Here is a 20,968-nt window from a genome sequence, read left to right as displayed (position 1 = left end):
ACTCTAGTGGCCCACTGCAATCCTTTGCTCGTGGTTACCGGAGGTGAGGGAGGGCAAGACGCGCAGTTCTACCCACACAGGAGATCGTTCATTTGTTCGGGAAAGCGATTGCGGGGTCGGCTGCTGGTTCGGTGCAGAACGGACAGGGGCCGACCTGTCAGTGCTGCAAGGCACAATCAACTTCTCTTCGTGTGCAGTTGACAACTGAGACGAGGTTCCATGGACAGTACGGCAGGCCCGTCCTACTACAAGCGCAACCCTGTCTTCTGCGTCCTGGTCGACGGACTCCTCGACCTCGACCGTTCCGACCTCGGGTACCCGCAGTTCAAAGGCCTCTGGGAACTCCTGCTCGCCGACAAACGCCCCGTTGAACAGAGGGGCCTCTACTGCCCGACCTGCTACAAGCAGAACCCCGGCCAGATCGAGTGGATGTACGTCTATGCCAAACGGGGCCTCAAGATCGCGGCCCACCACAACCGTGACCAGCGAGACCACGGCGACGGCGAGAGCGACCAGCACAAGGCTTTGAAGGAGCGGTTCGCCCGGGCGGCCGAGCTCGGCGGGTTCCACGCCGAACTGGAGGTGCGCGCTGCGGACGGCCGGCGACGCACTGACGTCCTGGTCACCGGCGCCGACGGGCGGCAGATCGGCTTCGAACCCCAGCTCGCGTATTCGACCGTCCCGGCGGTCCGCAAACGTGACCTCATCTCCCGTGAAGAGGGCGTCACCCCCGTCTGGCACGTCCTCGACCCCAAGGCCCCGCTGATCGACCACGTGCACTGGAGCCGCACCGACAACCTGCCGCCCGAGGCGATACTCAACGACCGCGACATGCTCGTCCGCGGAGGCGTCCGTCACCTCGAACTCGACAAGTGCGACCACACCAACCCGTTGCCGTGCCCCGTCCGCCGGAGCGGACGATGCGGCGGCTGGCACCCCCGCTGGGAGCCGCGCGCCCGCCAGCTGGACGACTTGGTCCGCGACATCGCCGCCGGCGACTACGTCCCCCTCACCACCAAGCAGAGCCAGCGCACCCTGCGGTTCTGGATATCGCGCACCGACTTCGACCAGTTCACCGACAACGGCGGCCAGGAGGCCCCTCCCGAGACCGTTCCGAAGAAGAAGCGGATCCGGATCCCCGTACAACGGGACGCCGAATGCATCCGGACACGCACCGAATCGGACTGCCGCTCCGCGCCGCAGCCGCCCCGGGACTCGGGCGAGACCATCCGGCCCGCCATCACCATCACCCGGATCCCGCCCACACCCCAGCCCGCCGCCGTCCGTCCACCCAGCGAATGCCCGACCATCAACATCACCTGGGACCAGCGCCAGGCCGCCGCCGCCGAAGCAGGCTGCAAACCATGGGAACTTGGGCCCTGTGCCGGCTGCGGTACACCCATCAACCGCTACGGTCCGCGAACCGCCCACGCCTGCGCCCCGTGCCGGGCCCGCTACGGCAGCTGGTGAATAACACCGCCGACCGAACCGCAGCAAGGCAGGAGCCGTCCGCCTTTCCTGCCACAGCAACCTCGCCCGCCAGCACAACGCTCACCACGTCGCTCCGGCGGAGGAGGGCCCGGGAAGCTAGCAGTACGACGTTGGCCAGGCCCCCGGCAACGCCCTCCCCGCGAGCGCGGGTGTCGGCGGTGCTCCAGCCTGCACCAGGTGCTTGCGCCCGGGCTGCAGCTCACGCTGCTCCGGTACGCGGCCAGGCCGGGCGGGCAGTGTGCAGCGGGATCGCTCCGGACCGGCTGGCGCGGGCGACGGCGAGCGCGGCCTGGTGACGTTCGCGTTGCTGTCGGGCGTGCTCGGTGTTGTCCGTGGCCAGGGCCTTCTCAAGGACGCGTTGGTGGACGTCCTCGGGCTCGCGTAGCCAGCCGCAGTGCCCGAGGAACCACTTCTCGAGGTTGGCGTCGCGCTCGGCAGTGGCTTCCTCGAGCGCGGTCTGGCGGATGACGGCCTGGTCGCGCATCCGTTGTCGGAGCTGCCGGTAGAGGGGGTTGTCGGCGACCGGAGGTCCCTGCGGCGTGTGGGCCGGGTCGGCCTGCGGTTGGGAGGGAACGGTTCCCTGACCGGCGTCGGGTGCTTGGGGGGTGGCGCTGACGCGGATTTCGAGGGAGCGGACGGTGTCAGGCCGGGCGTCGTTGAGCTTGGCGAGGATGGCGCGCTGCTCCAGACGGAGTTTGGTGGCCCAGGCCGGGGAGTCGCAAGTGACGCGCAGGGTGCGGGTGGCCGTGTTGAACCCGGCCGGGTACCAGTGAAGTGCCGCTTCGGGACCTACGAGTTGGGCCCAGTTGTCGCGCATGGTGCCCTGGGCGGTGCCGAGAGCCCAACCGTGTGCGGAAGCCATCGCGGGCAGGACGGCGGCGATGGCGGAGGGTTCACGGGCGTCACGGCCGGCGCGGGCGATCTGCTGGCGGGTCATCGGGGTCTTCTTCGCCGGGGCGTTGCCGTTGAGTCGCGCGGAGTGGCGGGCGGCGCGCAGGGCGGTGCGGGCGAGGTCCGCGCCGGTGGGCGCCTGGCCGGGGGTGCTGGTCATGCGGGAGACCTCCGTTCGGGTCCTGGTGGGGGTGGTCAGCGGGTGACGCCGAGTCGGATGTGTGGGTTGGCAGCCAGCGCCGTGTAGCGGGCGACCATGTCGACGCCGAACAGGTCGATGGCCTGGTCGCCCGCAGCTTCCATCCGGGCCGCGGCTGCGGCGGGGAGGTAGTGCGCTTCTTGCCGGTCCTGCTCGGTGACGGGGGCTGGGGCAAGGGCGGCGGCCTCGCCGAACAGGTCGGAGAGAAACTCCAACTCGCTGGTGCGCTCGCGGACGGCAGCCACGGAGGTGTCCTTCACCCGGAGAGCAGCCCGGGCCACGAGCTCCTGGTCGTGCTGCTCCTGGTCGACGTCCTGGCGCAGGGCGTGGGCGATAAGGGCGTGGGGCCGTTCGGGACGCCACAGCAGGCCGGCGCACCAGAACTGGCCTGCGATTTCGTGGAGCCATGCGATGGCGCGGTCCTCGGTCCAGCCTCGGCCGGCGAGGTCGTTGAGAGCCCATCGCAGCTGGTCATGGCTGGCCTGGCGTACCCATGGCACCTGCCGGTAGGCGATGCGGGCGAGCCGGTCGCCGGTGGCCATCATCGCCGCTGTGACGACCTGTCCGAGGACCGTGCGCCGCCGCTGCCCCATCGGCCGGGCAACGCGCGTCTTCCTGGTGATCGAATTCGCGTCACGGGCTGCGCCCGTAGTTTTTTGGTTATCCGCAGAGGGAGAGCTTGCGTAGTGGGTGGTACCGCCCTCCATTGGGGTGCAACGCGGAGTGCTGACGGACTGTTCGGCACGGCTGTGACGAGTGGTGCGGCGGGTGCGGCGCAGCTTCCTGGTGGCCTTCTTCCCGAGTTCCGCAATGACCGACCGGCCCTCCTCCGAGATCCCAGTCATCCGCCGCTCCACGCCCTCACCCGCGGTACGGATGCCGAGCGCCTGGTCGTAGGAGCGGGGGATCAGCCGCTCGTACTCCGACGCCAGGCTCTCCACCCGGCTCTGGCCCTTCTGCATCGGCAGCCGGGTACCGACCGAGCGCCAGGCCAGCAGGCCCGTCGCCCGCAGGATCTCCAGGTGGTACTGCACGGTCCGCTTGCTGCACCGCAGCACCCGCATCAGGTAGCCGATGGTCGGCCGGCATGGCGTCAGCTTCGACAGGATCTCGGCCAGCTTGATGGTGGTCTCGCCGAACTTCGGGCCGTGGGTCGGTACGTAGAAGCCGGTGCCGTGCAGCCAGTGCACCGCCTGCATCCACGAGTAGCCGTCCGGCGCGACCCGGCCCGCCGTACCCGTGACCATCTGGTGCTCGGCTGGCACCCAGGCCGCCCGGGTCGGGACCGTCGCGGAGGCGTCGGCTGACTCCTGGCGCTGGCCGGGAACCAGCGGGGCGGCCGGAACTACACCCGGGAGGCCGTCAATGGGACCTCCGACGCGCTCACCCGATCGTGTGATGTCCGCCACAGTACCGGGACTGTGGATGCCCGGTCCGCCAACCGGTCCGCCAACCGGTCCCTGGACGAATGCCAAGGCAGGACGGGGGGAGGAGAACTCTCCCCCCTCCCCTCCCTCATCGTGCGAGCTCAAACCGGGGACCCCATCGCCGACGACGGGGACACCACGAGACTGGAAAGGCCCGCTGACCTGCTCAATAATGACAAAGCTCCCTACAGGTACATGGGGACGCAACGGCGCCCCCTCGGGGGTGTTCGTGAGAAGCACCCCCCGTGGGTGTTGGTAAGACCCCCTCCGGGGGGTGCCGAACTGCCTCCTCTCGTTTCGCTCGCTCGCGTTCGTCTCGTGCAGGTCGTGGTGGTGCGGTGCAGCCGAGGCCCCTGGAAAGGCCCCGACTGCGGATGGCTCCTAGCGGAGCCGGTGCTGCAACCGGTTGGAAGCCGGTGGTGGTGCTGGTCCTGGCTAGGGACCGTGTTGGGTTGGCCTCTTGGCGGAGGCCGGTACTACTGCTGGCGACCGGTGGAAAGTCCGATCTCCAGCAACCTGCTCAACGGTGTGGAAGCCCGAGAGCGGGATGAAGCAGGTGGGCTGCTGAGAACCGGGGCGGAAAACCCCGGGAGGCGGCCCGGCGGAGCTAGACCGTGGAACGGTCAGGCACCGCAGACGAGGGCTAGGTCACGGAACACCCCCACCCAGGGGGCCGCCGTGGCCGGCCACACATACAGAGACGGCACCCCGCCGGAGCGAGACCCGGGACGACCCGGTCGACTCCACGGCGGGGTGCCGTACGTATGAGGGGGCGCCGCTACGGGTACCCTTCATCACGTCACCACCCTTTGCGTGGTTGACCGGGACGGGCCCCCGGCCAGGGGCGCCGATCCACCTTGATGCCGTCCGGGCTTGTCCAAGGCCCGGACGGCAAAGCTTTTTAATAACTGCATGGCAAAGCTTACCCTTGCGGGTAACGCTGAGCGTAGCCGCCAGCACACTGTGTCGATCTGACGGTCCAGCGGCCAGACGGTTCGACAAGTCCCCGCTCACCTGGGCTCCTGCAGCATCTTGAGCGCGCTGTCGACCGAGAGCTCGCCGTTGTCCTTCGCATCGGTCCACCGGCCGAGCGTCTCGGCCACGGCGCGTAGCACCTCGTCCGGCAGACCCGCCGCCTGGAGGGTATCGGCGGCTTCTTTCAGCTCCGGTGCCCACCTCCACGCCCTGGCCGCGGTCTTCGGGATGTAGCCGGTCTCGGTCAGGTAGCTGCCCTGCCGCTTGCCGGCCACCTCCAACAGCGCCTGGTCGACTTGGTGGTGCTGTGCCAGACCATAGGAGAGCGCGGCCAACACGCGGCTGGCCTTCTGGTAGGCCGTGTAGGAGATTTTCAGCGCGGAGGCCTGCCCGATGTCCTCGCCGAGCACCGGAGTCGACACGGCAGTGCCAGTGAACAGCGCGCCCACTAGGGCGGTGGCGTCGGACGGGCCGGAGAGGTAGAGCCGGGCCGTCTTGCCAGCGATCGGCGGGGAGCCGATCACCGCGCCGTCGACGACCGTCGCGCTGCGACCCACCAGGTCGGCGATCCGCCGTGACCGCTCCGGGCTGATGGCGTTGCCCTCGGCGTAGACCCCAGCGAACCCACGCTCGGCGACATCACGGGCGACATCCTCGGCAGCGGCCGGCGGGCACAGGCTCAGTACGACGTCGGACTGCTCCAGCAGCCCGGAGAGCTCGGCTACCGGTTCCAGCCCGGCCTGCTCGGCACGGTCCCTGGTCGCTGCGCTGCGTCCGATCGGGCACCACAGCACCCGGGCCCCGGCCGAGACCGCGCAGGCCGCCACGGCCGCCCCCATGCTTCCTGGGTGGAGTACCCCGAGAACCAGCTGATTCGATGTCATGGTGCACCGCCGTGGACGTGAGCGAGCGCCCCGACGACGGTCTCGGTGATGAGGTCCGGCTTCGGCTCGCCAGGCCAGGAACGGCCGTGTGAGATCCAGACGGTGCGCAGCCCGGCGTCCCTGCCGCCGACGACGTCGAGGGCGGCGTTGTCCCCGATCATCCACCCGCCCTGGGCCAAGTCCCGACCGACGGCGGCGGCCGCTGCCTCGAAGATCCGGCGGCTGGGCTTCCGGGCGCCGGCTTCCTCGGAGATGCACACGGCGTCGACCACGTCGGCGATGCCGGACGCGGCGAGCTTCGCGCGCTGGATCTGCGAACCGCCGTTGGTGACGACGACCACCTGGTGGCCGGCTTTGCGGACGGCGGCCAGGGCCTCGATCACACCGGGAAAGGGCTTCACCAGTGCGGCGAGCTCAGATTCGTATCGGGACCAGAACTCGCCCGCATCCTCGGGGAGGCCGAGCTCCGCGCACAGTTGCTCGACCACGTCCGGGTCGGCCCGGATCCGCATGGCCTCCAACATCCGCTGCTCGACCTCCGCACCCAGGCCGTGCCCCGCGCAGTACCCGACCACCCAGGAGGTCACCGCCGAGAGCCGGTCGACCAGGGTGTCGTCGAAGTCGACCATGACCAGCTCGCCGTCACCGCGCGGAGCGGCGAGCGCCTGGTGGATCTGCGCGGCCGCCACCGCGGGCGTGACCTCGTCCGTACGGATGGTCAGGTCGAACCGGAAGTCCGGGCTGGCGTCCAGATCGGCGCGGGTCGCGTCCCACGCGGCCAGCCGCGCCGGGGTGTCTGCGTCGCCCCGGTCAGCCGACCGGGCCTCGGTTACCTCCCGTGGACACCACAGCAGCACGGTCAGCCAGTCGGCCGGGTAGCCGTTGAGTACCGCCCGGACTCCGTCGACCTGGCCCAGGTGCATTACCGGAATCCCGGCCTCGACGGCGGCGTCCAGGCCGGGCCGGTCCGTCACGTACGTACTGCCGTAACGCGAGTTCTCGTACACGACCGCTCCCGACGACCGCAGCTCCTCCAACTGCTCCGGTGTACTCATCCGGTAGCCGGCCGATCGGCCCGCGCCGACTTTCACCCGGGAGAACAGAGCGAACTCAGCGTCCGCCGCGACGAGCGCCCGGGTGACGGTGTCCTTCCCGGCAGCTGGCGGTCCGTAGAGGATCACGCCGCGTGCGGCGGGTGCCCCGCTCATACGTAGACCTCCCGGATCGCCTGGCGGGCCTGGTCGGCGAGGCTGATAGCGGCTCCGAGCCGGTTGTCGACGACCAAGTGCGGCACGGCTGGCCGCAGGTCGACGTCGATCGTCCCCAGGTACTCGTCCCAGCGTTGCAGCTTCCAGGCGTCCCGGGCTGCCGAGCGGAACCCGATGTACTCGCGCATCGACTCCTGGTCGCACTTGACCCAGATCGGTGCGACGTCGACGCCGAGCGAGGCGCAGCGGTTTGTGAGCCGTTGCATCCAGTCCGCGTTGGTCATCTCGGAGATGAAGGGGGCGGTGAGCACGGTCGAGATCCGGCAGTTGATGTTGGCCCAGGCGGCCTGCATCAGGCAGTCGTACTCGAGGTTGCGTACCTGCTCGCGGTACAGGTCGGTGTGCCGGTCGTTCGGGTCGCCGCCGAGCGCGACCAGCAGCCGTTCCACCAGTGGCCGGGTCAGGGGGTCTTTGTCCAGCAGTGGCCAGCCGGTCAGTTGGGTGAGGAACCGAGCGAACTCGGTCTTGCCGCTGCCAGCGTAGCCGCCGACCAGGACGACGACCGGACAGTGTGGATCGCCGCCAGTGTGCCTGCGCTTCCAGGCGTCCAGGATCCGCTGTTGCACGCCCATGTGATCGGCCTCGCCGCCACCCGGCGCGATCCGGTGGATCGCCCGCTCGACAGCCAATACGTGGCTTCCGTTGTGATCGTCGCTCGCCGGGGTGAGACGGAACCTCGTCTCCTCGCCCGGCAGAGCGGCCCGGAACCCCAGCTCGGGATCCGTCGCCCGGTAGAGCAGGCAGTAGGCCCGTCGGTAGTGCGGCCCGGGATAGACCTCCCCCTGCTCGTGCTGCCACAACGTCTGCGGGTTCGCGGCCGGGATGCCCTTGAGCTTCGCCTCCTCGGCGACCTGGCGCAGCTTCTCTCCCGCCTGCTCCAACGTCAGCCCGTGCGCCTCCCGCTGCGCACGCAGCAGGTCAGGCCGCCACCCCGCACGTTCCCTCGCCATCCCCCCACCCTCCAGTGTCACCATGCCCGGCAGCCTAGGGCTGACCAGCCAAAACCCATGTGTATGCAGATGTGAATACGTGTGTACGGCGCCATTGAAGGAGCTGATGACGCACCTGTGATTTCTGGCTGGCTCCGGTTCGGCTGTGATTGATCTCCTCAGACAGCCGAACCGGAGGGGCGACAGATGCGTACTGGCTCAGATGGGGCGAGCTGCCCCGTCCAACAGGCCGCCAGTGGTGCTCGCCACCGCTCTGTCCATCGGTTAGCCCTGAGCGCGAAGCGAGGTCGACCATCGCAGAATCGTCGATCCGCCGACGATCTTGACGGCTACCTCAACAACGCGGCCATCGGCCAGGGTCACTGTCCGGACGACCTGGGTCACGATCACGTCCCCAGCGGTCAGGCCGAGGAGGGTCTTCTCCTGTTCGCTGGCGAATCGAGATGTGACTTCTTCCAGCACCGTGTCCTGGGCGACGCCCAGTCGTTCGGCGGCAAGTTCCCGGCTGGCCCCGGTGGATACGGGCTGGGTCAGTTCCGGGGTCGAAGCGATCACGTAGGCCGGGTAGTAGGAACTGCTGAGGTGTACCGGCACGTCACCACGGCTCACGAGGCGCCGGCGCACGTGGACAGGAGTTCCTGGGGCGACATCCAGCCGGGGGGCGACCAGCTCATCCGCACCCGTGGTGCCGACCTCCAAGATCTGGGAGGTCTCGCCGGTGTCGAGAGCCCTGCCCGTGGTGGCGTGGAGGTGAACTCGGGTCGAGATGTTGTTGGACGCAGGGCCAGCAACGATCGTGCCAACGCCCAACTTGGGCAGGGTCAGACCCTTCATCTTGAGTCGCCGGTAAGCGCGATTGGCCGTTGTCTGGGCCACGTCGAAGTGCTCGCAGACCTCACGCAGGGACGGCATGGTGTCTCCGGGCCTGAGCGTCCCGTTCTGGATGAGCTTCTCGTAGTGAGAAGCAATCTCCATATAACCGATGTTATCGGGCATATCTGCCTCCTTCCTGTGCGCTACCTCGCCGAGTGTAGGAGTGCACCTGCTAATCGTACGCCAGAGGCACATCTAGCGCTACTGGTAGCGAAAGTAAGAGCTAGTGGTCTACAGTCTGTCCTGTGGCGCCCACCGACAGCCACAGAGGCAGTCCATGGGCGTTTCAAGAGCCAGGCATCGGCCTGGCCGAAACCGTAGGTAGTCGCCGCCCGAGTGGGCGCCGGGTAGCTCCACCAAACCCCCGCGATTACCCCGCAGCCGATGCGTTGCCCGCTCGTCAGGGCACCGGGACTTCCCGGCTCCCTGACGGTCGGAGAGAGCATCCGCCCGCCACCTCATTTGTCTCCGCACCCCCCCAGGAGCCTGTGATGACCACCCCGACCGCGATCCCCGCCGCCCAGCCGCGCAAGCCCCGGACCCGCACGACGAACGTCTCCTGCAGGCCGGCCCTCCTCCTGTCGAAGCTGCCGCTCGGCCTGGTCGACCTCACGCCCCGCGCCGAACACCTGGCCTGCCCCGACTGCAACACCTGGTGCCCGCTCACCACCCACAAGGGCACCAAGGACTGGAAGCTCGTCCCGCACCACACTCTCCCGGCCGGCACCCCCGGCGCCCGCCGCTGCATCGGCTCCAACCGCCTGTTCGTCGTCGACGTGCCGATCGCGGTGTGGCAGGTGCGGCGCGCCGAGGCCGTCGCCGATGTCGCCGCCCGCCGGCCGACCACGGTGCTGAAGAAGGTCAAGGCGCCGCAGCCAGTCGCGCTTCACCAGCTCGCTCCGGCCCCGGCCACCGCCGAGACCGCCCACGCGGCCTACATCGGTCACCGCAGCCGCTGCGCTGACTGCACCGACCCGAAGAAGCGCTGCGCCGACGGTCAGCGCCTCGGATCCACCTACCTGCAGCTGCTGCGCGAGGAGCCGGAGCGCCGCGCGGCCCAGGCCCGTACCGAGCAGGAGCAGCGCCACGTCGAGCGTGCCCGGGTCCGGCAGTTCCCGGCCCGCCGGGCGGGGGAGTGGAAGGCCGTCGACCAGGCCGTCGGCGAGGCCGACAAGGCCCGCCGCGCGCCGCTGGTCGGCGCGCGGTCCCCGATCCAGGGCGCGGCGGTGCCGGTTGGGGCCCGGCCGATCGGTCAGAGGGCCAGCACGGACGAGGTGCTCGCGGCGAGCCCGTTGCGGAAGAACCACCGTCAGGTCGCCGACGAGCCCGAGACGCTCTCCGCCTGACCCGCCACCAGCACGAACGACCACGGCCGCCGCCCATCCCGAGCACGACGGGGTGGGCGGCGGCCGTGGCTGCTCGTACAGCAACCAGAGCAGCAAGACGGCCCCGGGGGCGCAACCCCGGGGCCGTCGTTCGACCGCCCACACCCATCACCCGCAGAGCGAGAGGAAGACGATCGTGTCCACCATCATGGCACCCCCCGCCGCCGTCCCGGACCTGGGCCGGTTCTACCACCAGTACTCCGCCCAGCTGCTGGCCGCCGCGACCGAGCGGCTCGCCGGCACCAGCCCCTCCCCGGCGGACGACGCCGACGACCTCACCCAGGACGTGTGGACCTGGGCCGCCCACATGCCCACCGTCCCGTCCTGGACCACCCTGCTGGAAATCCTGGACTGGCTCTGCGCCGAGCGGATCGAGGAGCCGCTGCGGGAAGAACCCGCAGGCCTGCTGACCAGCTCCGCTGCAACGGCCGCCACCCCCGAGACCACCGCCGGCCCCGCCACCCTGGAGGACCAGTTCGAGGGCCAGGTCCTCTCGCTGGTGATCCACGACCTGGCGACCGTCGCCCCGACCGCCGGCGAGAGCGTCGTGATGAGGCTCGTCGCCGACGTCTGGCGGCAGGCCGAGGAGCACCTCGCCAAGGCCGGCCGTACCGGCTGGGCCCACCTGAGCTGGTTCGTCCAGAACGCCATCGCCACCTTCGCCCGCGACATCCAGATGGCGGGGTGCTGACCGTGGCGAAGCAGACGCCGCCGCAGACGGCGGAGCAGACCAGGGCGATCGCGGAGCGCGCCGAGGCGTTCCACACCGCGATCCACACGGCCCGGACGCCGGACCAGATCCGTGAGGTCTGCGTCGCCGCGTCCGCCGACTACAACGCCCGCAACGGCCAGCCGACCGGACAGGGGGTGCCGCAGTAATGGGCATCAAGTCCCGCCTGGGCCTCGGCTCCAGCCAGTCCCGCTCCTCCTCCGGGACGTCGACCCGTACGAGCGGGATGTCGACCACCGGCTGGCACTCCTACGACCCGGCCGAGGCGCAGCGGCACCACCGCGAGGCGCAGGTGTCGACCGTTCCGGCGAGCACGGGCCGGTTCGGGCGCCGGGTGGTGTCGGCGGATCCGTACAGCCGGCCCGACAGCAGGACGCGGCGGAACTTCGGCCGGCCGTACCGCGAGGACGACGGGGGTGCGCAGTGACGATCGCCCACCTCCGCTCGTACGGCGGCAGCAACGGCCAGGGCAGCAAGCCCGCCGAGACGCACCCGCCGATCACCTCGAAGAAGGGGACCGGCCGGTGATCCTCTCCAACCAGGCCGACGAGGCCCTGCCCAGGGTCCGCGAGGACCAGGCCCGCCGCGATGCGGCGAAGGCCGGCGGCTCCAGCTCCGGCAAGTAGCCCCGGAAGCCTTTCCCCTCTCTCTCCGCAGTTCGGCTTCCCGCCGCCTGCCACCGGAACCGTCCTGGCATGCCCATGCCGGGACGGGTGCCGGGAGTGGTGCGGCGGGCCCGCCAGGGCCCACCACCAACTTCTCTTCCTCGCCCCATCCCGATCCAGGAGGCACCCGCATGTCCCGCACGCTGACCGGCCGCCGCCAGGCCGCCACCGTCGCCCAGATCACCGGCGCGACGTCGACCTGGGCCTGGGTCGCCGAGGCCGAGGGCCAGGAGCGCACCCGCCGCGCCACCGTCCGCCGCATCGCCCGCCTCACCGGCACCGAGCCCATCCGCTGGGACGGCGAGATTTCGGACGAGGACTGGCAGACCGTCCTCGCGGCCGGCGCGGACGCGCTGCTCGCCCACGCCGCCGACCAGGAGCAGGCGTTCGGCCTGGACCTGGTCGCCGCCGCCGAGGAGATCACCGCCGCCGCCGTCGCCGCGACCGACACCGAGCTGGAGCGCACCACCGTCCTGCCCACCAGCCCGGCCCCCGTGCCCGGCCGGATCGTCGCCGAGGCCGCCGAGAACTCGGGGCGCACCCCCGCCGAGCAGACCAAGGTCGAGCGCTGGTCGCCCTGGCACAACGGTCGGAGGTGGAGCGAGACCGCGCGGGCCCTGTCCGGTCCCGTCCCGTCCCGGGACTAGCCGGCTGCCGCGCCGCCAGCTCCACTTGTCGCCCGCCTCGGGCCCCGCCCCTCATCTTCTCCGCGCCTTGGCTGGCACGACCGGCCTGGTGGCGCCCTTCGCACCACCACCCCAGACCCCACGCAGGAGGTCGTCCGTGGACCTGGACCAGGTCTTCTTCAGCTTCTTCGCCGTCTCCGCCGTCACCAGCTTCCTGCTGCTCGTCGCCGAGGCCGCCCAGCACGTCTCCACCCCGCAGACCGAGGAGGACTCCGATGGCTGACCAGCCGATCGAGCCGACACGCGTCGAACTCGCCGGCGAGCGCGGCGGGAGCACGCCGCCCCCGCCGCCGTCCGAGCCGCCGACGGTCGGCGTCCCGACCGGGGCCGTTCCGCCGCCCCGGCGCAGCGACGTGCCGCCGCCGTTCGGGCCGCCCTCCGCTCCACCGCCGCCGTCGGGTCCGCCGCCGGGTTCCGGGGGTGGGGGACTGCCGGAGCCGGGCGAGTGGTGGCGCAGGCCCGGCGGCGGGCGCGGCGGCGGGGTGGCGACGGCCCCGGCCCCGGTGTACGCGCCGCCGGCCGAGGTCCACCACCACCACTACTACCCGGCTACTCCGGCACCGGCCGCCGCGCCGCCCCGGTTCCAGATCGGCCGGATCCGGCCGGTCGCCAACGGCGTCTGCCTGATCGCCGGGGCGGTCATCGCCCGGACCGTCTGGAACCCGCTCCTCCACACCGCGGACGACCCGTCCGGTCTGCCGATGCTCGGCCTGATCGTCTCGGCCGTCCTGGAATGGCGCTGGCGCCGCTACCGCGTCTGGCCGGTGCGCGTCTTCACCTTCTCCTGGTGCTGGACGCTGGCCATCACCCCGGCCGGACAGGAACTGGTCAGCTACGTCATGACGCGGGCCACCTGGTGACCCCCGCTCAGCTCTCCCTCGGCGGCCTGGCTCTGGGCGTCGCCGTCCTGGTCCTCACTGTCGTCCGCTGGTGGCGCCGCGGCGCCGAGATGCCCGGCGCCGCCGCCCTGGCCGCAGGCCTGCTCGTCGGCCTCCTCAGCGCCCTGTGCACGGGAGGCCTGCTCGGCTGGGCCGCGCACCGCCTGGTCCGCGAGGTCACCAACCCTCTCGGCAACCGCATCGCGGGCACCGGCGCCGCCCAGCTCCTCCCCCAGGCCGCCCCGGCCGGACTGAGCATCGGCGGCGGCGTCGCCACCACCGCGCTCCTGGTCCTCGTCGTACTCGCCTGGCGCTGCTGCGACCACCAGCTGCGCCGCCAGCTCACCGCCGGGATCCTCTCCGGCTCCGCGCTCGGCCTCGCCGGCGGCATCTCCGGCCTGGCCGCCGCCACCCTCATCCCCGCCGTCAACTCGGCGGGCGACCAGATCCTCGCCGCCTTCCACTGACCGTCAGGAGACCCCGGTGGACCCGCTCATCCTGCCCGACCTGCCCGTCCCGGTCGGCGCGCTCCTCGGCGCCCTCGCCGTCCCCTACCTCGCCTGCGCGCTGCGCATCGCCACCAGCCCCGAGGTCACCGACCGCGGCGCCCGCCTGGCCCGCAACGCCCCGGCACTCGCCACCCTCGCCGTCACCGCCGCCTGGTGGTGGCCGCACCTCGCCGACACGCTGCCGGTACCGGGCGAGCTGGTCGCCCTCGCCGCCCCCTACCTGCTGCTCGTCTCCGGCATCGGCTGGGTGATGGTGCCCCGGAACCTCAGCACGGCCCACCACGAAGCGTACGAGAAGCTCAGCACCCCGCTCGCCCTGCTCGTCATCGGCGCCGGCCTGACCGTCATCGGCTCCCTGGCCACCCCGCTCACGCGCCTGGTCCTGGGGGCATGAGCGGGGTGGACGACCTCTACCGCCTGCCCCTGGCCACCGCGCTCACCGCCGGGTTCGGCGCCTTCCTCTACCACGTGGTCCCGATCCCCTCCTGGCGGGCCACCCGCCTCGGCTGGCTTCGCCCGGTCCTGTGGGGCGCGGGCCTCGGCGCGGCGATCGGCGTCGTGCGGTGCACACCGCTCCTGCGCCACGCCGCCTGGGTCGTCCTGATCGACCACCCCTGGTGGATCGACCCCGCCGTCTGCGTCGTCGCCGCGGCGGCCGTCGCCGCCCTGGCCGTCCAGATCCGGCGGCGCTGGGGCGACAACCCCGAGCACACCGACCAGCCCTGACCCCCGGCCGCCCGCCGGCGGCCGCTCTTCCCTTCCCCTCTCCTTCGGAGGTCACCACCGTGCTCAACATCCCCGCCACCGCCCTGACCGCCGGCGGCCTGGCCATCGGCATGGCCATCCCCGTCCACTTCGCCTCCGGCTGGGCCAAGGCGAACTTCAGGGCCAAGAAGAAGGACTGGAAGACCCTCATCCCCTTCGCCGGCGGCATCGCCTACGGCGGCCTCGCGAGCATGTGCACCGGCGGCCTGATCGGCTTCGGCGCCGGGGCCATCACCTGGCTCGGCAACGGCGCCGGGTCGCTGGCGCTGTGGGGGCTGGCCGGCGGCAACACCACCAGGGCCGTCCGCGCGACCCCGGTCGAGCTGTCCGCCGAAGGCAACATCATCCTCTTCCTCGTCACCATCGCCATCTTCGGCATCTGGAAGGCGATCAAGACCGAGGAGAAGAAGCTCGCCAAGCGCGGCATCATCGCCGGCGTCTTGCTCGGCCTGTCCGCCGTCCTCGGCGGCGCCGTCGCGGTCAGCGTCATCCCCGCCGTCAACAACCTCGGCGCGCAGCTGCTCGGCGCCGTCGGCTAGCCCGCTTCCGGACGCCACCGGTCGCCCACACCCGCCCACCCCGCTCGCCGCCCCGCGCGGCCGGGCCGGGCCGGCGCGTGCGGACGGCCGCAACTGCCCGGCCCCCGGCCACCCCCCCCAGCCCGAGACCGCGCCCTGGAGGCAGCACCATGACCACCTACCCGCCCGAGCGCATCATCGTCGACGCCGAGTTCGTCGACGACGAGTTCGTCGACGACGAGCCCACCACCGACCAGCCCGCCGACAGCGGCCGGCCCGACACCGAACAGCCCGGCCTGGCCGCCCGGATCGCCACCTTCCTCAGCGCCGCCGCCACCCGCGAGGCCACCGCCATCCGCAACGGCGCCCGCGTGCTGCGCACCGAGCGCGGCGCCTGGTTCAACTCCGACCTGATTACCGACGACCACGTGCGCGCCGACCTCCTCAACACCCGCTACGCCGAGTGGAAGCAGGAGCAGACCCGCGAGGTACAGGCCCTGACCGAGAAGGCCGAGGCCCTGGAGAAGACCGCCGACGAGCGGCACGCCGAGGGCCGCGGCGGCGACGCCGACCTGGGCGAGCACAAGCAGGCGGGCAAGGACGTGGAGCGGCTGCGCTCCGAGGCGATGGCCTGGCGCGAGCGCATCCAGCAGGTCGAGCAGCAGCCCTACACCGGCCACCGCGAGCCCGCCCAGGCCGAGCTGGCCGCCCACCGCCGCCGGATGGCCAACCGCCGCCGCTGGAAGGGCATCGCCCTCGGCGTCGCCGCCGGGTGGGGCATCCTCCAGACCGGCAGCCCGATACTCCTCGCCTCGATCGCCGCCGGCCTCGCCGCCCTCGCCTGGGGCAAGGGCCGCTTCACCGGCTGGCGCGCCGTGCCGCCGGACGTCCCCGCGCTCGACTACAAGGCCCCCGCCGCCCCCGGCGCCGCGAACACCACGACGGCCTCCGCCGGTCCCGCCGGTCCGGCCACCGGACCCAGCTTCACCAAGCCGGCCGCGCCCACCGCCACGCCCGGCTACACCGCGACCTGGACGCCGGCGCCCGGCTTCACTCCGCCGACAGGTCCCGCCGGTCCGGAGCCGGGGGCGCTGGAGTGCCCGGAGACCGACCAGCTCACCGAGGCGATGCTCGCCGCCGGCGCGATCAGCGACGGCACGCTGCGCCTGGCCCGGCCCGACTCGATCACCCGCGTCGACGGCGGGTGGCTGGCACACGTCGTTCTGCCCAAGGGCGACGGCGTCACGGTGGAGACCGTCCTGCCCAAGCTCGGCAAGATCGCCGGAGAGATGGGGCTCGACCGGGCGCGCTTCTTCATGGACCCGGTCCACGCCTCGGCTGGCGGGAACGCCAAGACCGTCGCGGTCGCGGCGTTCGAGCAGGACCCGTTCACCGAGCCGCGGCGCTCGCCGCTGGTCGACGCCGAGTCCATCGACGTCTGGCTCGACGGCATCCCGGTGGCGTTCGACGCCTTCGGCGACCTGGTCAGCCTGATCCTCAAGGACACCAGCCTGGCGCTCGGCGGGGCCTCCCGCTCCGGCAAGGGCGCGGCGCTGCGCGCCATCATGGCGGGCGCCCTGTTGGACCTGCGGGTGAACCTGCGCCTGGTCGACGGCAAGACGCCGGGCCAGGACCGGTGGCGCCACCTGGCCGCCAGCTTCGTGGACGAGCCCGGCACCAAGGGCGCCAAGCGGGCGAGGGTCCTGCTGGAGGCCCTGGTCGTCGACATGGCCCGCCGGGCCGCGATCCTCAAGGCCCACGGCATGGAGCAGATCGACGACCCCAAGTTGATCGAGCTGCTCGGCGGCCTGGAGCTGGTCGTCATCGACGAGCTCCAGGAGCTCACCGGCGACAAGAAGCACGGTCCGGCGATCCGCACCGCGCTGTCCTCGCTCGCCGCCCGGGGCCTGGCGTTCGGGATCATCCTGGTTGTCGCCACCCAGGTCGTCACCAAGGGCGCCGACGGCGTCCTGCCCCGGATGGTCTCCGGGAACGTGACCTGGAAGTGGTGCATGCGGGTCACCGAGACCACCGAGTCCAACATGGCCCTGTCCCAGAGCGCGGCGAGGTCCGGCTGGGACGCCTCGCTGCTCGACCCCTCGATCCGCGGCATGGGCATCCTGCTCGCCGACCGCTACCGCCGCATCCGCTCGTTGTGGATCGACGGCACGGACATGATCCGCATGATCGAGAAGATCACCCGCATTCGCACCGCGGCCTGCCGACTGCGCGGCCAGTGGGCCGACCCGATCGAGGCCGCGATGCGCAGCAAGGGCTGCGGCACCCCGTCGCCCGGACACGCTCCGTCACCCGCACCGACCTCTCCGGCCGACGACTTCGACGAGGACGGCCAGGGCGAGGAGTTCGGAGAGGACTGGGAGGACGGCTACTCGGACGCCGAGCTGGACGACACCGAGGCCGCCGAGTTCAACGACGAAGGCGTGCCTTTCCTCCTGCTGTGCGCCTACGACGCAGTGGTCGCGGCCGGCGGCCGGATGCACACCGGACCGCTCGCCCGAGCCCTCGGGTTCGAGGACTCCCGACAGCTCGGAATCGACCTCAACCGGTACCTCAAGGAGGTCGGCGTCGAGCGTCCGGCGCAGGGCCAGCTCCGCGTCCCCGGCGTCGACAAGCCTGCTCTCGGCTACTACGCCGAGACCCTGGAGACCGCCATCGAACGGTACCGAGGGTAGCCAGCTCCACCCCGTACAACCCCTACGCGGCATCCCAGACGGCCTGTCTGGGATGCCGCGCCTGTAGGGGTCCCTGACCTGCGCGTATGGGGTGTCTGGGGTCCAGGAGACCCCCGGAAACACGCCCGGTGGGCCCCAGACAGGCCTCGCCCGGCGCCCGCCCCCGACAACCCCGACACCCCATACGCCCTCACGCACCGTCACCCGCGTGCAGAAGGAGAACCGACCGATGACCCCGGCCCGCACCACCAGCCGCCGAACCCGAACCCCCGCCAAGAAGACCGCCCCCAAGGCCCCGGCGAAGGCGCCCTCGACCCGCCCACAGCCCTCCGCCGACACCCCGGCCGAGGTCCCCGCGGCCCGGTCGGCCGCCGACCCGGTCCTGGCCGATGCCGCCGACCGGGCCGCCGACGTTCTGGCCCTCGCCGAGGACCAGGCGCTCGCCGTCCTGAAGTGCGCGGCCGTCACCGCTGGCCGCGACCTGGCGACCGTTGAGCAGTGGACGGCCGAGGCCGAGCAGCTGCGCGCGGACGCCGGCGCCGAGGCCGAGACGGTCACGCAGCGTGCCGACCGCGAGGCCGACCAGATCCTCGCCGAGGCCGCCCAGAGCGCTCGGGAGCAGCGCGATCGGACGGCCGCCGAGGCCCACGCCGAGGCCGACTTCCTCATCGCGGACGCCACCGAGCGGGCCGGAGCGCTCCTGGCCGACGCCGCCGACCGGGCCGCCGACATCCGGGCCCAGGCCGAGCAGCAGGCCGACCGGATCCTCGCCGAGGCCGCCCGTACGGCCGGCCGGGAGACGGCGACCGCCGAGCAGTGGGCGGCGGAGGCCGAACAGCTGCGGGCGGAGGCCGGCGACCGGGCCGAGGCGGTCCTCGCCGGCGCGGAGCAGACGGCCCGGCGGATCCTCGACATGGCCACCGACCAGGCCGACCTGATCCGCCAGGCCGCGGCCGAGGACGCCCAGGAGCAGCGCGAGGAAGCCGACGCCGTCCGCGCGCAGGCCGAGGAGCTCCAGGAGAACACCCGCGTGGGCACCCTGCAGTGCCTGGCGGAGGCCGACAAGGAGGCGAAGGCGATCCTCGATGCCGCCGCCGAGCAGGCCCAGGCGGTCCTGGCCGACGCCGAGACGGCTGCGGCTGCCCTGACCCGGGACGCCGCCGACCAGGCCGACGCGGTACGCAGCGAGACCCGCGCCGAGGCCGACCGCATCCGCGACCAGGCCCGGCAGGGCGCCGACGCTCTTACCCGCTCCGCCGGGCAGCAGTCGGCCGAGGTGCGTGACCGGGCGCAGCGCGACGCCGCCGAGCTGCGCGACCAGGCCGGCCGCCAGGTCGTCAAGATGCGGCAGGACGCGGCCGAGCAGGCCGACATGGTGCTGGAGGAGGGCCGGGCCAAGGCCGACGCTCTGCTCGCCGATGCCCGCGCCCGGGCCGAGGAAGTGCGGAGCTCGGCGCAGGCCGACGCGGACCGGGTGCGTGGCGAGGCCCGCGAGCTGCGCGAGGCGGCGGACCGGGAGATCGACGAGGCGACGGACGCGGCCCGCGAGGTCCGCACCGGGGCCGTGGCCGAGGCTGACCGGATCCGCAAGGCCGCCGAGGACGACGCGCAGCGCCGGCGCACGGAGGCCACCGCGGAGGCGGAGCGGCTCCGGCAGGAGGCCCGGCAGGAAGCGGACCGCATCCGCAAGGCCGCCGAGGACGCCGCCGCCGCGGACAAGGCCGGCGCCACCAAGGCGCTGGGTCAGGCGCAGAAGCTGAAGACCGAGGCGGAGGAGAGCAAGCAGCTCGCGCTCCAGGAGCGCGACGCGGCCCGCGAGACGCTGCGCCGGGCCACCAGCCGTACCGCCAGGAAGTTGGAGAAGCGTCGGCTCAAGCGGGAGGCACGGCAGGCAGAGCGGGCCGGGAGGCCGGCTCTCGCCGGCCGGGTGAAGGCGTTCGTGCTCTCTAACAGCGAACGGCTGCTGGCGATCGTGCCGATCACCGCGCCGATGTCCGTCGCCTGGACCGGCCAGGCGCAGTTCGCCAAGGACATCCTCGGCTGGCAGAGCCCGTACACGGTCCTGTTCGCCGCCGCGTGGGAGCTCTCCACCATGTTCGTGGCGTGGATGTACAACAAGGCGCGCACGGCCGGCGACGGCGGCACCCTGTACCGCCTCAGCACCTGGGTGTTCGCCGTGGCGGCCGCCACGATGAACTTCTGGCACGCCTCCGGCAAGGTCGTCGGCCGCACCTTCGACCCGGTGCTCGGCAAATGGACGGACACGGTGACGTACTGGAACGCCACCCCCAAGGCCGTGAGCTTCGCCGTCATGTCGATCGTGGGGATTGTGCTCTGGGAGCTGTACGCCGGCCTGATCCACCGCAAGACGTTGCGCGACCAGGGCCAGCTCGCCCGGGTGCGGCCGCAGATGGGCCTGGTGCGCTGGCTCCGGTACCCCGCGCACTCCTTCACCGCGTGGTCGCTGGCGATCACCGACGAGTCCCTGTCCACGGCCGAGCGGGCATGGACAGCGGCCGCGAACCACCGGGCCGCGGTTCGCCGAACCGGGTTCGGACCGGTTCGCCGGTTCGCCGCCCGGATCATCGGAGTCGGCGACTGGGTGCCGCTGCGCGCCCTGCCCCGTGTCCCGAACTCCAGCGTCGCCCTCGCGCTGACCGGTTCGGCGAACCCGGTCGCCGTCCCCCGGTTCGTGGTTCGCCTCACCCGCGCCGGTTCGCCGGACCACGACCCGAACCGTTCCGGCGGTTCGCCGAACCCGGCGCTGCCCGCCGCGCGCTCCGGCGAACCGGCCGTCCGTCGCGAACTGGAAGCGGCGAACCGCCCCACGCGGACCGGCGGATCGGCCCCGGCGGACCCCGAACCGCGAACCGGCCCCGACCAGGCACAAACCCCGGCCACCGGCGCCGGTTCGAACCGGCGCAGCGCCGCACAGCTCGCCGCGGAGCAGCAGGTCGCCCGGGTCCTCGAACTGATCGAGACCGAGGGCTACGACGCCGTCGACCTCGACTTCGTCATGACGAACCTCGACCTGAGGAAGACCACCGCGCACCACAGGCTCTCCGAGGCCCGCAAGGAGTTCCTGAACCGGGTCACGGCCTGACCCGCCCAGTTCGGCGAACCGCCGAACCGGTTCACCGCGCCGAACCGCGAACCGCGAACCGGTTCACCGGGTGAAGAC

General features: G+C 71.9%; 20 protein-coding genes. 14 read left to right on the top strand and 6 right to left on the bottom strand.

Features of this window, described 5'->3' with window-relative positions:
• The first annotated feature begins 219 nt into the window (after positions 1–219).
• Positions 220–1,470, top strand: a complete 1,251-nt coding sequence (locus tag ACFWP2_RS29215) for a hypothetical protein (RefSeq protein WP_380456850.1) — start codon at positions 220–222, stop codon at positions 1,468–1,470.
• Between the two features lie 220 nt (positions 1,471–1,690).
• Here the strand turns inward: ACFWP2_RS29215 and ACFWP2_RS29210 are convergent, their stop codons facing one another.
• The 6 genes from ACFWP2_RS29210 to ACFWP2_RS29185 all read right to left on the bottom strand — a co-directional run bounded on the left by ACFWP2_RS29210 (position 1,691) and on the right by ACFWP2_RS29185 (position 9,081).
• On the bottom strand, positions 1,691–2,542 hold the full coding sequence (locus ACFWP2_RS29210) for a DciA family protein (RefSeq protein WP_380456848.1): 852 nt from the start codon (positions 2,540–2,542) through the stop codon (positions 1,691–1,693).
• 35 nt (positions 2,543–2,577) lie between these two features.
• Positions 2,578–3,846: a hypothetical protein gene (locus tag ACFWP2_RS29205; protein WP_380456846.1), complete on the bottom strand. Its 1,269-nt coding sequence runs from the start codon at positions 3,844–3,846 to the stop codon at positions 2,578–2,580.
• Positions 3,847–5,018: 1,172 nt separating this feature from the next.
• Complete coding sequence (locus ACFWP2_RS29200) at positions 5,019–5,822, bottom strand: DUF1932 domain-containing protein (RefSeq protein ID WP_380456844.1); 804 nt, start codon at positions 5,820–5,822, stop codon at positions 5,019–5,021.
• A gap of 41 nt (positions 5,823–5,863) precedes the next feature.
• The gene (locus tag ACFWP2_RS29195; RefSeq protein WP_380456842.1) at positions 5,864–7,075 is read right to left on the bottom strand and encodes an HAD-IA family hydrolase; all 1,212 of its coding nucleotides are present in this window, start codon (positions 7,073–7,075) and stop codon (positions 5,864–5,866) included.
• Positions 7,072–8,085 carry an AAA family ATPase gene (locus ACFWP2_RS29190; RefSeq protein ID WP_380456884.1) on the bottom strand — a complete coding sequence of 338 codons (1,014 nt, stop codon included), beginning with the start codon at positions 8,083–8,085 and terminating at the stop codon, positions 7,072–7,074. The genes ACFWP2_RS29195 and ACFWP2_RS29190 overlap by 4 nt, the downstream gene beginning before the upstream one ends.
• A gap of 264 nt (positions 8,086–8,349) precedes the next feature.
• Positions 8,350–9,081 (bottom strand): GntR family transcriptional regulator, encoded by a 732-nt coding sequence (locus tag ACFWP2_RS29185; RefSeq protein WP_380456840.1) that lies wholly within the window; start codon positions 9,079–9,081, stop codon positions 8,350–8,352.
• Between the two features lie 368 nt (positions 9,082–9,449).
• Here ACFWP2_RS29185 and ACFWP2_RS29180 point away from each other — a divergent pair, with 368 nt between their 5' ends.
• The 13 genes from ACFWP2_RS29180 (at position 9,450) to ACFWP2_RS29120 (ending at position 20,890) form a co-directional block, all read left to right on the top strand.
• Positions 9,450–10,304 (top strand): hypothetical protein, encoded by an 855-nt coding sequence (locus ACFWP2_RS29180; RefSeq protein WP_380456837.1) that lies wholly within the window; start codon positions 9,450–9,452, stop codon positions 10,302–10,304.
• A 175-nt stretch (positions 10,305–10,479) separates the two neighbouring features.
• Positions 10,480–11,034 carry a hypothetical protein gene (locus ACFWP2_RS29175; RefSeq protein WP_380456835.1) on the top strand — a complete coding sequence of 185 codons (555 nt, stop codon included), beginning with the start codon at positions 10,480–10,482 and terminating at the stop codon, positions 11,032–11,034.
• A 2-nt stretch (positions 11,035–11,036) separates the two neighbouring features.
• Positions 11,037–11,222 (top strand): hypothetical protein, encoded by a 186-nt coding sequence (locus ACFWP2_RS29170; RefSeq protein WP_380456833.1) that lies wholly within the window; start codon positions 11,037–11,039, stop codon positions 11,220–11,222.
• Positions 11,222–11,500: a hypothetical protein gene (locus tag ACFWP2_RS29165; protein ID WP_380456831.1), complete on the top strand. Its 279-nt coding sequence runs from the start codon at positions 11,222–11,224 to the stop codon at positions 11,498–11,500. The genes ACFWP2_RS29170 and ACFWP2_RS29165 overlap by 1 nt, the downstream gene beginning before the upstream one ends.
• A 369-nt stretch (positions 11,501–11,869) precedes the next feature.
• Positions 11,870–12,385: a hypothetical protein gene (locus tag ACFWP2_RS29160; RefSeq protein ID WP_380456829.1), complete on the top strand. Its 516-nt coding sequence runs from the start codon at positions 11,870–11,872 to the stop codon at positions 12,383–12,385.
• A 136-nt stretch (positions 12,386–12,521) separates the two neighbouring features.
• Positions 12,522–12,647, top strand: coding sequence for a hypothetical protein (locus ACFWP2_RS29155; RefSeq protein ID WP_380456827.1), 126 nt, complete (start codon positions 12,522–12,524; stop codon positions 12,645–12,647).
• Positions 12,640–13,284 (top strand): hypothetical protein, encoded by a 645-nt coding sequence (locus ACFWP2_RS29150; protein WP_380456825.1) that lies wholly within the window; start codon positions 12,640–12,642, stop codon positions 13,282–13,284. Before ACFWP2_RS29155 ends, ACFWP2_RS29150 begins: the two co-directional genes overlap by 8 nt.
• Positions 13,281–13,769, top strand: coding sequence for a hypothetical protein (locus ACFWP2_RS29145; protein WP_380456824.1), 489 nt, complete (start codon positions 13,281–13,283; stop codon positions 13,767–13,769). The genes ACFWP2_RS29150 and ACFWP2_RS29145 overlap by 4 nt, the downstream gene beginning before the upstream one ends.
• A 16-nt stretch (positions 13,770–13,785) precedes the next feature.
• Entirely contained in the window at positions 13,786–14,205 is a 420-nt protein-coding gene (locus ACFWP2_RS29140) for a hypothetical protein (protein WP_380456822.1), read from the top strand.
• Complete coding sequence (locus ACFWP2_RS29135; protein ID WP_380456820.1) at positions 14,202–14,537, top strand: hypothetical protein; 336 nt, start codon at positions 14,202–14,204, stop codon at positions 14,535–14,537. Before ACFWP2_RS29140 ends, ACFWP2_RS29135 begins: the two co-directional genes overlap by 4 nt.
• Positions 14,538–14,596: 59 nt before the next feature.
• Positions 14,597–15,115 carry a hypothetical protein gene (locus tag ACFWP2_RS29130; RefSeq protein WP_380456818.1) on the top strand — a complete coding sequence of 173 codons (519 nt, stop codon included), beginning with the start codon at positions 14,597–14,599 and terminating at the stop codon, positions 15,113–15,115.
• Between the two features lie 149 nt (positions 15,116–15,264).
• The gene (locus ACFWP2_RS29125) at positions 15,265–17,787 is read left to right on the top strand and encodes an FtsK/SpoIIIE domain-containing protein (protein ID WP_380456817.1); all 2,523 of its coding nucleotides are present in this window, start codon (positions 15,265–15,267) and stop codon (positions 17,785–17,787) included.
• Between the two features lie 229 nt (positions 17,788–18,016).
• The gene (locus ACFWP2_RS29120) at positions 18,017–20,890 is read left to right on the top strand and encodes a hypothetical protein (RefSeq protein WP_380456815.1); all 2,874 of its coding nucleotides are present in this window, start codon (positions 18,017–18,019) and stop codon (positions 20,888–20,890) included.
• Positions 20,891–20,968: the final 78 nt, after the last annotated feature.

The sequence above is a fragment of the Kitasatospora sp. NPDC058444 genome, from assembly GCF_042721415.1.
Lineage (GTDB): Bacteria > Actinomycetota > Actinomycetes > Streptomycetales > Streptomycetaceae > Kitasatospora.
Note: the sequence above shows the minus strand (reverse complement) of the source record. Positions and strands in the feature narration are given on the sequence as shown.